The organism is Luteolibacter rhizosphaerae (assembly GCF_025950095.1).
Classification (GTDB): domain Bacteria; phylum Verrucomicrobiota; class Verrucomicrobiia; order Verrucomicrobiales; family Akkermansiaceae; genus Haloferula; species Haloferula rhizosphaerae.
Genome location: NZ_JAPDDR010000011.1, coordinates 140,255 through 154,413, shown reverse-complemented (window position 1 = coordinate 154,413; position 14,159 = coordinate 140,255). Strand labels below are relative to the sequence as shown.

The window sequence follows — 14,159 nt, the reverse complement described above, 5'->3', positions numbered from 1 at the left end:
CCCCCCGCTTGATACACCTCCCCCCAGCGAGCCCCGTGCTCGATCCCGCTGCTCCACCGGCGGCAGCGGGATCACCCAAACAAAACCTCCCATGTACACTACCCAAAAGCTCGAAGAGGAGATCGCTCGCGATCTTGATGCCCTATCCGGCGAGGGTGCCGCTAAAATTTGCAACATCCTAAGGGGCCTCCTGACCTGCCTCCACGACTTGAATACGCGGCTCAGTGTAATAGAAGAGGGCCGAAGCGAGGGAGATGTGTCACCTGCTGATGGGCTGCCGCGGTAAATCCCGCGCCACACCTTCGAGGATCCGGCCCTGAGCCTCGATAACCTCGGTCTGCAGCTCCAGCCGCTCGGCGAACTGCCGGATCGCCTCCGCCGTCGAGCCTGTCACGCGGGTCTGCTCGGTGGTGACACGCAGGATCTCCGTGGTGAAGGCCTTCTGGTCGAGGTAGGAGCGTTCTGCCTGAGCCTTGCGCTCCTCGTCGATGTTGTTGCCCCAGACGATGGCGAAGGCGCAGAGAATGCCCACAGGGCCGTAGTATTTCGCAACATGGATGAGCCAGGGCGGCATGGATTTGGGTGGTGAAGGGTCAGGGGCGAGCGGCAGGGATGGAGAGTCGGCAGTCATGGCATTACCAGGTGGCGTTGGTTCCGCGGGTGTCGATGTGGACGAAGGTCGAGTAGAGCCCGAGCCCACCCTTGAACTTACCCTCGTTCCGCCACTTCTTCAAAAGCTCGAATACTACCTTGGGGCTGTGGCCTGCGACCGCGAAGTCCAGCGCGAGAAAGCGCATGTGATAGCTCTTCGTGGCCGCCCCGGAGATCGCGGCATTGTAGGCCGGGCTGCGGTAGCTGGAGAGGATGGTGACCGCGCGCCCGAAGTGCTTGCGCAGGGCAACGACGATCCGGAGCGTCGGCACGATGTTCGCCCACAGGTCGCGGGCGGGGTAGTCGTTGCTGACACCGCGGCGGGTCACCTCGAAGTAGCTGGTGAACTCGTCGGCGCTGAAGTGCTCGAACTTCTGGCGGGCGAACCACTGGTCGAAGTTCTCGCCTTGAATCGGATGGGGATTGGTAGCCATACGCGGGGGGTGTGGGGACGGAAGATGTAGTTGAAGCCGAACTTGAACGGCTTCACGGCGCATAGCTGTTGAACCCATTGCCGAAGGGGCCGAAGTGCCCCATTGCCTCACCGTGCCAATTGGTCCGGTCTGTCTCCGCCGGAGAATCCAGAGGGTTCGGCGTACCCTGCCAGGAGGACGGCGCGCTGCAGGAACTCAAGGCGAGCGATATGCCGAATGCGGCGGTAAGAATGGTTTTCATACCGCGACAGGATGCTTGGCCGGGGTGCTACACTTGAGGGCGCAGGGGTCGGATTGAAGACATTCGCCGCGAGATCTCACGTCAAGTTGACCGCGGTCAGGATGGGACTAGCGTCCGACATGAGCGCCGACCATCTACCTCTCTCGCCGGAGCGCGAAGCCAATCTCAACGGTAAGTCTGTCGGGTTCGCATGTCTGATTTACGATACCGAGAGCCGCAATCGAAAGAAATGCAGAGGCGTCGGAACGTTCCGGGTGACACGGGGAGTCCTTGAGAAACCCGATTTGGCCCGACTTGCCATCGATGTCTCGGAGTGGGACGAAGAACTTACGATCGATGGAAAGCAGCAGCCGAACGATTGGGTGATGGTGTCCAGTTTGAGCGACTACTTGATTATCGTACCGCCGGCGGGTGTGGATGGAATCCAGCAATCCGCTGATGGTCGGGTCGACTTCAAGCTGGAGGTTTGTTGATACCTATCTCTTCGGAACGCGACGGACGCCCACGTAGACGGCCTTCCGGGTGTAAAGCAGGACTGGGGTGCGGTTCGCCGACTTCTGCTCTTCGATGAAGGTGAGAACGGTGGACAGTTCGCCAGGATAACAGGCCTCGGTGAGGATCTCAACGTCGGCAGGGCACTGCCGCTTGTGGAAGTGGTCGTAGCTTTTGAGCAGGGACTCGAAGGATGCAGGGCGATTGTAAGATGCCGGCCGCTCCACAGGTCCGCGGAGGACGGGGAAAATGCGAAGCGTCCGTTGATGCGTCGACCAGTCAGGCGCAGTCCTACCACGGCTGCGCAGGCGGTTCCGATCCCGCTCTTGCTTCAGTTTCTTGGAAAGTCGCGAGCAGATGGCGAAGTGTTTAGAAACTAGCAAGATGTGGCGGCGAGCAAGTAGCGAGGAGAGCAAATCGCCTGCTTCATCCGCGGATATCCCGAGTGCTGCAGCTACTTGGTCCGAATCGTTGGCGCAGATAGCATCGGCGCTTTGGTCCCATGCGGACAGTCGAGCAAGCGCAATGGATTCCCGCAACGGGAGCTTTCCTTTGAGGGGGCGAGGTAGACGTATGGGCTTCATCATTTGAACTGCTTGTTGCGCCCGGCCCCGTAGCCTCTGGAGGCTACGGCCTTGTCGGCAGCTTCATCTGCGGCTTCTTTCTCAGCCTTCTCCAATGCGTCGATCTCTCGCTGCGAGATCCGCTCGAAGCGTTGGTACTGCCCGTTGAGGCGATAGCGGAGAATGTCGTTCTTCCGTCCGTTGCGCATCTTGGCCACTTTAATGCCGTCGTCGGCGATCATCAGCATGGCGTCGGCATCGAAGGAGATCGCGTCGGACTCGCGGACGATCATGCTGCGGTTCACCTGGGCGCCGGTGACCACGGGGCACTTCATCGCCTTGGCAAGTTGCTTGAGCCCGCTGGAGATCATGGCGACGACCTCCTCGCGGTTGGAATTCTTGGCCCGCTCGCCTTTCAGGATCTGGATGTAGTCGACCACGATGATGCCCAGCGGGCCGTGGGCGTCCGTGAGGCGCTGTGCTTCCGCCTCCACGTGCGAGAGCGACATCTTCGGCGTGTCGTCCACCCAGGCCTCCATCGCTGCCAACTCCTTCATCTGTGCCTCGATGAGGTTCCAGTCGCGTTTCGTGTTGGTCTTGGGCTGCGTGAGCTTCTCCAGCGGGATCACGCCATGGCTGGAGATCAGGCGGGCACCTACAACGCCGGCTAGCATCTCGACGCTGAAGAACGCCCCGCGCTTCTTGGCCTTTAGGCCGGACAATCCGAGCTGGTTCATGAGAACGGATTTGCCGCCGCTGGTCTGCGCGAGAATGACCCAGAGCTCTCCTGCCCGCATGCCGCCGCTGATCGCATCGAGTTCGTCGATCCCGGTGGGAACGCCTGGAAGCGGCCCCGCATTTACGAGATCCTGAAGCTCTGCCAGAACCTCGGCCATGACCTGCTTCATCGGCTTGGCTCGGGTGGGTCCGGCGATCGCTTCTTTGATCGCCTTCTCGGCCGCTGCCGCGGCTTCCAAGGCCTCTTCTCCGTCGGCAGCCTCGGCCATCCACTTCGCGGATTCCACGGCCACGCGTCGGGCCCGTGCGGAGCCGAGATCCCGCACCCACTGCGTCCAGTTGTCGCCCGGCACCGATTGCTCCGCGATTGCCTGCAGCGCTTCGTGACCGCCAATTTCGAGGATCCGGCCATCCCGAGCAAGGAAGGTCGAGAGCGTGGCCACGTCCACCGGATGGCCGCTGCGGGCGAGAGCGGCGATCGCCTCCCAGAGCGGTCGCAATGACCAGAAGTGCTCGGCCTTCAGGCCCTCGCCGAGAGCCCTCCGGCGGAAGCGGTCGTCGCGGATCATGAGGCTCAGCACGGAGCGCTCCACGAGCGGCAGGTGGGGCATCTCAGAGGTCATCGACGGAAACGGGGGTGTTGAGGCTGAAGGCTGCTGCGGAGACACCGGCAGGCTTGCGGACCGGGTTGCGGGGAGCGTGGTCGTCGTAGGCCCCGTCGAGGATCGCGGCGAACTTGTCGGGGCGGATCAGGAAATCGAAGTTGGCTTTCCAGCCGTTGCGCTTGCCGGTGGCGAATTCCGACGCGGCGAGTTTGCCGATGGCCCTGCGCCAACCCTCGGGCCACTCCGGCACTTCGCGGATCGCCCGGAGTTTTCGCCAGCGACCGGGGTTCATCGAGAGCACCCGCGGGAGTTCGGGGTGCGTGTTCCAAAACTCGACTTCGTCAGGCAGTCCGTCGCCGTCATCGACCGATGACGTACTGTCTTTATTATGGTCTGTCTGTTTTGTCGCCCTCTGGCTGCCCTCGATATCGCCCCGAGTATCGCCCGTTCTCTCGTCTTTCTTGTCGCCCTTTGACCCGCCCTTGTCCTCGACTGCGATCTTGAAAATCTTTGTACTCAAGAGCGTTGCGATCGTTCCCCGTCTCGCCCTGCCGTCCGCCGCCTTGGTCGCCCCCGTGGTCGCCGCCCTAAACGCCGCGTAACCTGACCGTTTGATCGCCCCTTTCGCACCGCGATAGATCTTCTCGGATTTCAGGCCCGCCGAAGCGAAGTCGCCGATGAATGCCTCGCCGAACTTCAGGCCGCTGATTTCACAGGGCTTGCGGTCCCACCGGGCCCGCCGGGCGATCTGGCATAGCAGAAGAAATGCATTGGGGTGATCGCGTTGGAAGTCGTCGATCTCGGCGCTGCAGCGCAAGGTGATCCATCGGTTCTTGGACATGGATGCGAAGGGGTTCAGGAAGGTAGTCGGTGGTAGGCGTGGATCTGGCGGGCGAGAGTCCTGCGACGGGCGGTTCGGAGCGTCTCAGAGTCGAGGGCTTCTACCTCCCCGACGGCCCGCGAGAAGTGGCGGCGGTAGAGGGCGTCTTGATAATCGAGCTGCTCCACGACCGACTGGGTGATCGCCAGCCAGAGGCCGGGGCATTCGGACTCTGCGGCGCGCATGGTAGCGAAGAGCCGGTCCTCGAAAGCGGTGGCGCCCGACCAAGGCCCCCGCCATACTGCGGCGATCCGCTGCATGACGGGGGTGAACAGATCGGCCGGGGCGCCCAGGCTCATTTCCAGAGCGAAGGCCAGATACTCCGGGTTCGGTCCCCGGAGCATCGCGGCCCCAGCTTCAGGCCGGGCATGGAGGTCGATCGGCAAGGCTCAGGTGGTGGTGCCGGAGGGGACGGGGTGAAGCCGCCAGCCGCGGGATCCGGCCACGCTGCGGACAAGTTGATGGAGGTGCTGGCTCGTCACCCAGGTCTTGCCACCGAGGTGGTCGATCCAGCCTAACAGCGCCTCCGCATTCGGGATGCGGGTGAGCTCGATGTCATAGGACGAGGGTCCGCTCTTGAGGTGAAGCCACCCGTCCCGCAGGAGCGCCAGTTGGCCTTCCGGGAACTCGATCTCCTGGCCGACATCCATGCTGCCTTCTCCGACAGCACCGGGCTGCGGCTGCGGGCCGCGTCCGATTGCCGTGTCGGCGAGCAGGAACACGATCGGCAGCGCACGCTCCACAAACTCGGCATCGGCCAGCCGCCAGGAAGCGGAGATCTTGTCCTTACTCCGGAGCGGATTTTCCCGCACCGAGGCCTCGATGACCCGAAGCGCCTCGATCACAAGTTCGCAAGGATGCCCGTGCGACCTGCCGAAGTGCAGGGCGCGTCCGTTGATCGCTTCGATCAGCCAAAGGGGATGCTCGTTCTTTTCGATACCTCTGGCATCCTCCATCGCCGCGGCGAGCGAAACGGAGGCGGAGTAGATGAGGTTCGTCTGGTTGACGGTGTAGGGCGCAGTGTTGGGCAGCACGTCGGACCCGGACGTGACCTTTTCGGGTGCCGGGTCGGGGAGAGGTGTGGCGCGCGGGCGAGGTTGGATGGATGCGGCGAAGCCGGGGATGAAAAGAATGATCATGCTTGGATGGAGGTTGATGAGTTGGATTCAGGCGGGGGCATGGGCGTGCCCGTGGCATCGCCCTTGTGAAGGCCCTTCCACTTCTGGAGGGGCCACGGGTAGCGGGCACGGAGCGCTTCAAAGCGCAGCGGCGTGACGGTGCGGAGGTGCTGGTGATAGAAGCCGGGCTTCTCGGTCTGGACGTTGAGACGAAGCGGGAGAGTCAGGCCCTCGCCCGACTCCAACTGCCGCAGCACCGCTTCCGTGCCGGCGGCGATGACCATGCGGGCAAGGCCGGTGCGGTTTAAGTCGAGCGCCCCCGCGATGGCCTCCACCTGGGCGGCCAGTTCGTCCGGCAGCTTCACCACGTTCCAAGGTGGAGGCGGCGCCGCGACGTCCCGCTTGCGATACGGTCGCTTCCCCGAAGACTGCGCTCCGAACACCTCCGCGCTATCCGCACGGAGGCCACGTTCGAAGGCCTCAAGCGAGTGAAGGCCCTTCACGCGGCCACCGCCTTCCTACCCCTGCGGCGCTTTGATTTCCGGAACTCGCCGATCTCCTGAAGCACCCGGAAGTGGATGAGGTTCGAGAGGACGCTGTAGCGGTGGTTTGCCTTGTACCCGGAGGCCCGCATGTCGCGGAGCTTCGCAGCAAACTCACTGCGGGTGGTCACGCTGATACCTCTGGCCTGTGCTTTGACCCAGCGGGGAGCATCGCGCTTGTAGGTATCCGGGATGACCATGACCCGAAGTTCAGCCAGCCCCTTGCCATCCGGGCCGCAGATGCCCCCGGTGTGGTAGCGCGGTTCCTTGCAAGGCATCTTCATCGGCCACCCCGCTTTCCACGCGCTGCAGAGCGCTGTTGGGGTTGAGCCGGCACTACCGCGAGTTTGATGCCCTCGCGGATCGGAATCTCTGCTTCGATCACGGCGTCGAGCGCAGCATTGAGAAGCGTGACACAGCGATCCTCCATGTCCTCGTCGGAAGCCTGCCCCGACTCATAGCAGGATGCGATGAAGGCCTTGCCAAGCGTCTCCGCCTTCGTCCTGAGGAGAAAGCACGACGTCGGAATGAAAGGGCTCGTGTCGCTCACTCGGCACCTCCCTCTACGGAAGCTGCTGCTTCCTGCTTTAGCTCCTGCTGGTAGCGAAACGCCACCCCCCGAAGCTTCTCATAGAGTTCTTCCTTCTCCTCTTTCGATCGCGGGGAACCCACGTCGTGGTGCTCGTTCACCATGTCGTAGGTGATGCCGCCGAAGTTCACATCGTTACGACCGCAAAGGCCGTCGTCCACTTGTGCCTGTCCGATCCAGCCCTCGACCCATTCGTCCGGATCCACGTTGCAGATCTCGGCGCACTCGCGGACGTAGCGAACTGTCCGCTCATTCAGAAAGACCGGGAGGCATCCCGAGGAGACAACGACCAGCGACAGCGGGATCGTGATCTCTTCGTAGACTTCGAGGTGCGCCTCCAGTGCGGCGATACCGGCTTTCTCGGCGAGATTCCTGATCTCGGATTCGGGCAAGCCGGTCTGGGCTGCGATACCGGCGAGCGTTTGGCCGGTGACTTCTCCCTTGTCGGGAGCGGTTTGAATGGTAGTTGTCATTTCGTCTATGGCTGCCCCGTGTGGGGCGGTTTCTCCAAATGGGGGGCCGGAAGGTGAAGTCTCCGGCTCCCCGAGATTCTCAGGTTGTGGTCTGCTCGGCGGATTCAAGGACGGTCACGAGGGACTTCCTTCGGATGAACCAATTTGTTCCGAGCTGGTAGGGCTTGCCTCCAAGGACGCGGAGCCGATTGACCATTGCCCGCTCCCCGATCCCATGCCTTGCAGCGATCTCCGCGACCGGCACCTCATCGGACGGATCAACGGAGGCTGCCGCCACGTGATTGGCGATCATGCGGGGCAACTCGCGATCAAGGATCGCCCAGCGGTCGCCGGGTGGTAAGTTAGCGAAGTTCATGCGGGAAGGGGAGAGGCGGTTCGCTTTGAAGTCCGGCGACGAGGGGCGAGGGACTTTCGGCTCAGATGGTCCCAGCCGCGCCCAAGGGCATCCTTGGCGGCTTGGAACTCCCGCTCTTCGGCAGGGTCCAAGGTCCGGTCGGAGGTGAAGAGCATGTCGCCGATCACATCGAGCATGGTGAGCTTGCCGAGGAGCACATCGTCAGTCTCGCCGGAGAGGCGGTGAGCAACCGGCTCCCAAGCACGGGCGGTGGTGTCTCGGATCAGCCGGGAGAGATCCGGGATGGTGAGGGCGGTTGTCATGGAGTGGTGACTTCTTGGGGTTGGGCGGTGAGATCTTTGGCCGCTCGGACGGTCCATTCCTTCACGAGGTCCTTGGGCTTCATGTTCCGGCGGATCGCCTCTTGACGGACCGTAGTGACGATTTCGGCAGGAAGGCCCTCGGCCCACTCCGGAAGCGCGGGGGTTATCGCAAACTGCGTTCGCATAAGCCGAATGAGTCGCAATTTGTGTTTATTCGCAACTGCAAAATACAAATTGCGGAAATTATTTGCTCGTGGATCGCAAACTGTTAATGTCACCTCATCCGATGCCTAACGAATCCGAAATTTCAGCCTCCGAAATTAGTAAATGGCTCGATAGTGCAGGCCACTCTCGTGAATGGCTTGCAGACCAAACGGGAACGCATCCGGGCACCGTTGCGGGCTGGCTCGCACCAGGGAAACCTAGGCCAATTCCTATCCCAACGCTTAAGCTGATCGAGCGCCTCATGTGCGACGATCTGCTGGGAGCGCCAAACTACTCATACGCAGAGGCCGCGGTCATTCGGAGAGCCATGGTTCAAGAAGGCTACAGCAGCTTGCAGGACTTCGTTCGAGATGCAGTGGTGGCCAATGCCCAGCGGATTATGGATGCGCGGGAAAAGATTGTGGAACTGTCTACAACTTCCACGGCGGCTGGGGGATTCACGATCATGAGACGCGGATCCATAGCCGCCGGCGGTAGAAGCTCCGCCGACGTTGAGGAGACGGAGATCCCGGTGAGCAAGGCCTACAAAGCCGACCATTATGCCCTCCGGGTCTCAGGGCGCTCTATGGAGCCTACTATCCCGGATGGTTCGACCATCATCGTGAAGGCTTTCAAGGACCAAGGGTTCCCTCGAAAGGGGAGCATCGTGGTGTACAACGATGGTTTAGGTACCACGCTCAAGATGTTCGATTACGCACCGGCCCAAGGCGATGAAGAGCACGCTCGGAACGGCAAGATCCCAGTTCTGAGGTCGATCAACCCTGAGTTTCCGGACGTCGAGCCCTTGGAGGGCGGCCGGATTGATGCGGTGCTGGTGGAGGTGGTGTGACACTCGCAAATTGCGATCGACAACGCTGCTCAAACCCTGAAAGATATCGCATTGACCTTGTAGTTATGCTAACAAAGCCTCGAATAGTTGACCTTTTCAGCGGTTGCGGCGGCTTCGGACTTGGAGCCGAACTGGCGGGCTTTGAATCGGTGGCCGCAGTGGACATTGACTCAACGCTGCAATCCGCCTATGGGCTGAACTTCCCCACCGCCCGAGTCATCAACGGTGATGTCTCTCAACTCGAGGCCGGCTTTTGGAAGAAGACTATCGGGAGGCAGCGCCTCGATGGGCTGATCGGCGGGCCTCCATGCCAAGGCTTCAGCAGAATAGGGAAGAAAGCTGCGGACGACCCTCGCAATTCTCTGATCGGCCACTTCTACCGTCACGTCCGGATGCTCAAGCCGAAATTCTTCGTTATGGAGAACGTCGTCGGGCTTCTTGACGAAGGATCGAGGGAGCATCTCTTCAAAGCGCTTGGCCAAGTGCCGGAAGATTATGTGATCTTGGGACCGCTCATAGTTAATGCCGCCGAGCACGGCGCACCCACCAAGCGCAAGCGTGTGGTAGTGATAGGCTACGATCCGGCGGAGGTATCGCCAATCTCTGAGGCTGACATAACGGCGGCCTCGGTCGCGAATCCTACAACGATTCGAGATGCAATTTCCGATCTTCCCAGCCCGATTGCCGATCCGAGAGACCCTCTTGATTTCGGCTGGGCGAGGTATCCGCGCAGGCCCACTCGCCTCTCCGACTACGCAGCTCGAATGCGAATGATGCCCGAGAATCTTGGTTGGGATACATCAGTGACCAAACTCGCCCACGGGTCGATTTCTGGTCTTCTAGAAACCAAACACACTGAGATTGTGAAGCGGCGGTTTGCCGATACCCCGCCAGGAGAGATTGAGGCGGTGAGCCGATATCCAAGGCTTCGATGGGATGGCTTCTGTCCCACCTTACGTGCCGGCACTGGCAACGAGCGGGGATCATACCAGGCAATGCGTCCCATCCATCCGTCGGAAGCGAGGGTGATAACAGTGCGTGAGGGGGCTAGGCTTCAAGGGTTCCCGGACTGGTTTGTCTTTCATCCTTCGAAGTGGCATAGCTTTCGGATGATCGGAAACAGCGTTTCCCCACCAGTGTCCTATCATATACTTTCCAAAATGATGGCTAAATTGGCCACGCGAATTGCAGCTTGACGCTTCGCTGTTAGTCCCTCGAAATCCGGGGTGCAATGGCTAAGACTCCTCGCTCCCGACAGGTCCCAGTCGATTTCAGCGTCGATCCCGACTTCTTGATTAGGGGTCTCACCTCAGACGTGAGCACGATTGAGTGTGTATACGATCTGATTGATAACGCAATTGATGCAGCGAGAAATGAGATCCTCAGCCGGCGTTCTGTTAAAAAGGATCATTTCGGTCTGCCGTCGTCCTATTTCCCTTACGAGATCAAGATTCGATTCTCTGGAAGCAGCTTTGAAATTGAGGATAACTGCAGCGGGATCAGTGAGGATGATTTAGCCAATCGCTCGTTTCGCACCGGCTTACGGTCCAGCCATCGCTACGGGATCGGCCATTTTGGTGTAGGACTGAATCGCTCCATCTTCAAAATGGGCTCCTCTGTGGAGCTGACGACTGACGATGGGAAAACCTTCAGCCACTTGGAATTCACCGAGTCGGACGTCCGGAACTTGAAGAAAAAGCCCATCGTAGCTTCCATTGGCACCACGAAGGGCGCAAAGTTCAACTTGCTAAAAATATCCGATATTCGGCCAGAAGTTGAAAATGATCTCGCCAACGAACGATGGCGTAAGGTGGTAATTAAGTCCGTCACAGAACGCTATGGCCGATTTGTCAGCAAGGGACTCGTCATCGATATTGATGGTGATGACATTGACAGCTTCGGGCCGAAAATCCGCAAGGACGGATCATTCCCAGTCATCGAGGAGAAACTCAATCTCAAAGATGGCGTGAAGTTCTATCTAGAGGCTGGCATGCACAGCAGCTACCAGCTCTCCAAGGGTGGTATGACCGCAAACCGGAAAATCGCCCCCGAATATGGGTGGTACGTCGTGTGCAATGACCGAATCATCTTAGTTGCGAATCGTTCGATGGAAACAGGCTGGACGACGGTTTGGCACAATGAATACAGCGGGTTTATCGGGTGGGCTTACTATGTGAGCGAAGATCCTTCCAAGCTGCCGTGGGACAGCAAGAAGACCTCAATCAACACGCACAGCCCGGCACACGTGGAGACCGTCGGAAAGTTGAAGCAAGCCGCCGACTCCTTCCGAGCGAAAAACCGGAAGCTGAACAAGAATGCGGGGCCTCCTACCCCGCCCGGTAACCCCGGCGCGAAGCCAGGGCCGCATCCCCAAGGCCCATCGGGAACTCCGGCGAGGCCCGGAACACCCATCCCCCCACCTTCGAATCGACTGCCTCATAGCTCGCAGCTCGACAATATTTTCTTTGACTGCGAAGTAATCACGAGGCTGCCGAAGATTTCCTCGCTGGTCATTGAGGCGGCCAATACGCCGATTCAGGACTTCCCATATCGGGCGGCCTTCATGATCCGGAGCCTTTTCGAGCAATCCCTCAACGATTACCTTAGACGGCACAAGCATGTGAGAGCAATTAGAGATCACTGGCTCGTGGAAATCCAGAAGACTAGGACGCTCAACGCTGATCAGATTAAAAACTTCAGCGTAACGCTCGATCAGACCATGACCTGGGTTCTCAACAACAAATCGATTTGGCCACCAGGGCACGAGAACACCTGCCATCGTGGATGCGACAATTTCAAAGGGCATCTGCCTCGCCTCAATGGTGTAGTTCACGAAACTGGTCGGCTTATCGACGAGACCTTGGTGCGCAAGATCCGCGACGACATTGTTAGCGCGCTTGTGGTGGTCCTCACCCACTAAACGGTCCTCGGCATGGTCGCGAAAGGACCGGGCCGCGGCATTGGATCAGCCAGTCCTGCCCGATCATGATCGGTCGGCCGGCAGTATGATGCCTGCTAGGAAGAGTAATCGCTCCTCACGTCAGCCCCGTAATCATCGGACCAGCAAATTCCTTATTTCTCCTCCATCACCCGCACGATCTCCCGTGCCAGTTCGGTGATGTTGACCGGGGGTAATAGCGGAAAACGCTCTGGCACGAGTTCCTTCTCCTTCTTTCGTTTCCGCTTTCGGTAGTCCGAATCCCTCCACCCGGGATAGTCGGCCATGATCCAAGCATCAAGGCTCAGGCGGTCGATCAGGCGCCGGCCACCACCTTGCTCCTTCAGGCCCACCATGTGGGAGACGATTAAACCCAGAGCACAAGCACGCTGCAAGGTGCCCGTGGACAGGCTGCAATAGTCTTTCGCGGTGCGGAGGCTGAGCCATCTGGGAGGAAGCAGCTTCGCGTCCGGCGAAGGCGCGAAGATGGAATTGGACTTGATGCTGATGATGGAGCGCCTGGAGTCTTCGCGGGCAGCAATGAGCTCTTCGACCTGCTCTTGGCTTAGTTCCAAGGTGAGTGTGATTTGCATCCGGAGATCCTATAAAGATTTCCGGATGCTCATAGTCGCCCCCGTGTCGTAAAACGAGTAATGTTTAAGGCCACTCCGGCAGGCATTTAAGACGGAGCTTGGGCCTTGAGCTGTTCAGCCCCAAACAACTGGCCGACAGTGGGCCTTTCCCGGATGCAGTTTAGGTGACCGGGCGTGCATGAACGGGATCTACGCGGACTATCTCTCGGAGATGCTTGGGCAGGCGAATCTCAGTGGAGCCGCTCGCAACTCAGGGCGAACCCCGAATGTTTTGAGGCATGCCGTTCGGCGGATTGTCGGCAGAGGGCCGGCTTCCCTTGATGATCGCGATGGCGATGATGACTACGATGACGAGCGCGCCGAGGATAGCAATGGCGGCACCGCTCGATGGTTGACGCGGAGGGCCGGGATCAGTTGGAGGTTTCATAGACTGAAGCGTTCGCACATCGCGTGCCTGGGCGGGTAACGGTCAATAGCTGCCCTACCACGGCGGACTTGCCGAAAGAAGGGGCTGGGAGATCACTTTCCTCGCCCCTTTTTGCTTTCGGTCGGGATCAGGCTGCCGGGGATCCGCTCATCACACCTCAGGAGTTCCCGCTGATTCGGGTCAGCTCGGATCGCCGCGGCGATTAGCTTTGCTCCATGCGCGACCATCCCACACGTGATATGGATGGCCGCGAGCTGATGAAGAACGATGCCCGCTGAAATTCGTGGATGTCCGTCGGTGCCGGCTAGGTATCGAGCAAGCCGCTCGGCGGCGGGAAACGATTGCATGTCGAGAGCACAGAACATCAGAACGCGAAGCGCCCTCGGATCCCGTTGGTCATGCAAGGGGAGATCCCGGAGCATCCCGTAGGCGTCCTCAAAAAGGCCGAGTTCTAGGAACCCTTCGATTTCGTCAATCGTCACGTGCTGCAGGTGAGGTTGACTCGGACACGCCTTCAGCCCCCCCGCGTTCCAACGATTTCTCGCGCGGGGGCTGCTTTCTCAAAAGACCGATGACAATGATCGCAATCAGGAACGCGAGGATCATGAAAATTATTGCGGCTGTTCTGGCGGAGCGCTCTTTGCGCAGATATTTTGGTGAGGCCATGGCTGGCGGTTCGCAGCGCTCGTGCCCAACTGCAGAGTGGGGTAGATGAATGCTACAAAGCCCTCGGGCCCCCGCCAGCGAGTGCAGCATTCCCCTGCATCGCGCGGAATGCCCACGCTATGGCGAGAAAGCTTTCGGTGAGCCTAGGAATTCGTGTCTCCCGCTGCGGCACACATCATGCGATCAGGGATGGATGACGTCCCCGCCATACTCTGAAGTCCATTTTATCGGTGGGCCCGAGGACGGTCGCATCATCAGCCCCGATGTACTGAGTGAGATCCGCCAAGGTATCCCGGCCGATGACCGCAGCGTCATCCCTGTCGTAATGAAGATGTCGGAGTGGGAACAGCCTGGCGACACCGAGGAGATCAAACTCGTCGGTCACTACGTTGCCCGGCAGGTGGAGAACAATGCCCTTCAATACGTGTGGGCGCGGTTGGACTGATTTCCGTGCTGATGGTCCAGGGTTGCACCATCAGGTCCGGTCCCTGCCCCCCA

23 protein-coding genes are annotated in these 14,159 nt (G+C 59.9%); 5 read left to right on the top strand and 18 right to left on the bottom strand.

All coding sequences use genetic code 11. The features are described 5' to 3' along the window. Positions 1 to 259 precede the first annotated feature (259 nt). The 3 genes from OJ996_RS20525 to OJ996_RS20515 all read right to left on the bottom strand — a co-directional run bounded on the left by OJ996_RS20525 (position 260) and on the right by OJ996_RS20515 (position 1,326). Entirely contained in the window at positions 260 to 574 is a 315-nt protein-coding gene (locus OJ996_RS20525) for a hypothetical protein (protein WP_264515549.1), read from the bottom strand. Between the two features lie 61 nt (positions 575 to 635). Beyond that, positions 636 to 1,085 (bottom strand): YcbK family protein, encoded by a 450-nt coding sequence (locus OJ996_RS20520; RefSeq protein ID WP_264515548.1) that lies wholly within the window; start codon positions 1,083 to 1,085, stop codon positions 636 to 638. Between the two features lie 52 nt (positions 1,086 to 1,137). Beyond that, a complete protein-coding gene (locus OJ996_RS20515; protein WP_264515547.1) occupies positions 1,138 to 1,326 on the bottom strand; it encodes a hypothetical protein in 189 nt (62 codons plus the stop codon). A gap of 119 nt (positions 1,327 to 1,445) precedes the next feature. Here OJ996_RS20515 and OJ996_RS20510 point away from each other — a divergent pair, with 119 nt between their 5' ends. Continuing rightward, the gene (locus OJ996_RS20510) at positions 1,446 to 1,799 is read left to right on the top strand and encodes a hypothetical protein (protein WP_264515546.1); all 354 of its coding nucleotides are present in this window, start codon (positions 1,446 to 1,448) and stop codon (positions 1,797 to 1,799) included. A 3-nt stretch (positions 1,800 to 1,802) separates the two neighbouring features. Here the strand turns inward: OJ996_RS20510 and OJ996_RS20505 are convergent, their stop codons facing one another. The 11 genes from OJ996_RS20505 to OJ996_RS20455 form a co-directional block, all read right to left on the bottom strand. Then, positions 1,803 to 2,045, bottom strand: a complete 243-nt coding sequence (locus OJ996_RS20505; RefSeq protein WP_264515545.1) for a hypothetical protein — start codon at positions 2,043 to 2,045, stop codon at positions 1,803 to 1,805. Between the two features lie 356 nt (positions 2,046 to 2,401). Further along, positions 2,402 to 3,730 carry a replicative DNA helicase gene (locus OJ996_RS20500; RefSeq protein WP_264515544.1) on the bottom strand — a complete coding sequence of 443 codons (1,329 nt, stop codon included), beginning with the start codon at positions 3,728 to 3,730 and terminating at the stop codon, positions 2,402 to 2,404. Position 3,731: 1 nt separating this feature from the next. After that, the gene (locus tag OJ996_RS20495) at positions 3,732 to 4,565 is read right to left on the bottom strand and encodes a hypothetical protein (RefSeq protein ID WP_264515543.1); all 834 of its coding nucleotides are present in this window, start codon (positions 4,563 to 4,565) and stop codon (positions 3,732 to 3,734) included. Between the two features lie 14 nt (positions 4,566 to 4,579). Further along, on the bottom strand, positions 4,580 to 4,990 hold the full coding sequence (locus OJ996_RS20490) for a hypothetical protein (protein WP_264515542.1): 411 nt from the start codon (positions 4,988 to 4,990) through the stop codon (positions 4,580 to 4,582). A 3-nt stretch (positions 4,991 to 4,993) separates the two neighbouring features. Then, on the bottom strand, positions 4,994 to 5,743 hold the full coding sequence (locus tag OJ996_RS20485; protein WP_264515541.1) for a hypothetical protein: 750 nt from the start codon (positions 5,741 to 5,743) through the stop codon (positions 4,994 to 4,996). Further along, entirely contained in the window at positions 5,740 to 6,225 is a 486-nt protein-coding gene (locus OJ996_RS20480; protein ID WP_264515540.1) for a hypothetical protein, read from the bottom strand. Before OJ996_RS20480 ends, OJ996_RS20485 begins: the two co-directional genes overlap by 4 nt. Beyond that, a complete protein-coding gene (locus OJ996_RS20475; RefSeq protein ID WP_264515539.1) occupies positions 6,222 to 6,548 on the bottom strand; it encodes a hypothetical protein in 327 nt (108 codons plus the stop codon). Before OJ996_RS20475 ends, OJ996_RS20480 begins: the two co-directional genes overlap by 4 nt. Next, positions 6,545 to 6,814, bottom strand: coding sequence for a hypothetical protein (locus OJ996_RS20470; protein ID WP_264515538.1), 270 nt, complete (start codon positions 6,812 to 6,814; stop codon positions 6,545 to 6,547). Before OJ996_RS20470 ends, OJ996_RS20475 begins: the two co-directional genes overlap by 4 nt. Beyond that, positions 6,811 to 7,326 (bottom strand): hypothetical protein, encoded by a 516-nt coding sequence (locus tag OJ996_RS20465; protein WP_264515537.1) that lies wholly within the window; start codon positions 7,324 to 7,326, stop codon positions 6,811 to 6,813. The genes OJ996_RS20470 and OJ996_RS20465 overlap by 4 nt, the downstream gene beginning before the upstream one ends. Before the next feature lie 79 nt (positions 7,327 to 7,405). Further along, positions 7,406 to 7,681 (bottom strand): hypothetical protein, encoded by a 276-nt coding sequence (locus OJ996_RS20460; RefSeq protein ID WP_264515536.1) that lies wholly within the window; start codon positions 7,679 to 7,681, stop codon positions 7,406 to 7,408. After that, positions 7,678 to 7,983 carry a hypothetical protein gene (locus tag OJ996_RS20455; protein ID WP_264515535.1) on the bottom strand — a complete coding sequence of 102 codons (306 nt, stop codon included), beginning with the start codon at positions 7,981 to 7,983 and terminating at the stop codon, positions 7,678 to 7,680. The genes OJ996_RS20460 and OJ996_RS20455 overlap by 4 nt, the downstream gene beginning before the upstream one ends. Before the next feature lie 253 nt (positions 7,984 to 8,236). On the opposite strand from OJ996_RS20455, the gene OJ996_RS20450 reads away from it, so the two are divergent. From OJ996_RS20450 to OJ996_RS20440, 3 genes are all read left to right on the top strand, one after another. Continuing rightward, entirely contained in the window at positions 8,237 to 9,037 is an 801-nt protein-coding gene (locus OJ996_RS20450; RefSeq protein WP_264515534.1) for a S24 family peptidase, read from the top strand. 65 nt (positions 9,038 to 9,102) lie between these two features. Next, on the top strand, positions 9,103 to 10,233 hold the full coding sequence (locus OJ996_RS20445) for a DNA cytosine methyltransferase (protein ID WP_264515533.1): 1,131 nt from the start codon (positions 9,103 to 9,105) through the stop codon (positions 10,231 to 10,233). A 119-nt stretch (positions 10,234 to 10,352) separates the two neighbouring features. Then, positions 10,353 to 11,957, top strand: coding sequence for an ATP-binding protein (locus tag OJ996_RS20440; RefSeq protein ID WP_264515532.1), 1,605 nt, complete (start codon positions 10,353 to 10,355; stop codon positions 11,955 to 11,957). 152 nt (positions 11,958 to 12,109) lie between these two features. Here the strand turns inward: OJ996_RS20440 and OJ996_RS20435 are convergent, their stop codons facing one another. The 4 genes from OJ996_RS20435 to OJ996_RS20420 form a co-directional block, all read right to left on the bottom strand. Next, on the bottom strand, positions 12,110 to 12,568 hold the full coding sequence (locus OJ996_RS20435) for a hypothetical protein (protein WP_264515531.1): 459 nt from the start codon (positions 12,566 to 12,568) through the stop codon (positions 12,110 to 12,112). A gap of 250 nt (positions 12,569 to 12,818) precedes the next feature. After that, the gene (locus OJ996_RS20430) at positions 12,819 to 12,995 is read right to left on the bottom strand and encodes a hypothetical protein (RefSeq protein ID WP_264515530.1); all 177 of its coding nucleotides are present in this window, start codon (positions 12,993 to 12,995) and stop codon (positions 12,819 to 12,821) included. A 92-nt stretch (positions 12,996 to 13,087) separates the two neighbouring features. After that, a complete protein-coding gene (locus OJ996_RS20425; protein WP_264515529.1) occupies positions 13,088 to 13,477 on the bottom strand; it encodes a hypothetical protein in 390 nt (129 codons plus the stop codon). Further along, positions 13,467 to 13,661, bottom strand: coding sequence for a hypothetical protein (locus OJ996_RS20420; RefSeq protein WP_264515528.1), 195 nt, complete (start codon positions 13,659 to 13,661; stop codon positions 13,467 to 13,469). Before OJ996_RS20420 ends, OJ996_RS20425 begins: the two co-directional genes overlap by 11 nt. A gap of 193 nt (positions 13,662 to 13,854) precedes the next feature. Here OJ996_RS20420 and OJ996_RS20415 point away from each other — a divergent pair, with 193 nt between their 5' ends. Continuing rightward, a complete protein-coding gene (locus OJ996_RS20415) occupies positions 13,855 to 14,106 on the top strand; it encodes a hypothetical protein (RefSeq protein ID WP_264515527.1) in 252 nt (83 codons plus the stop codon). The last annotated feature ends 53 nt before the right edge of the window (positions 14,107 to 14,159 follow it).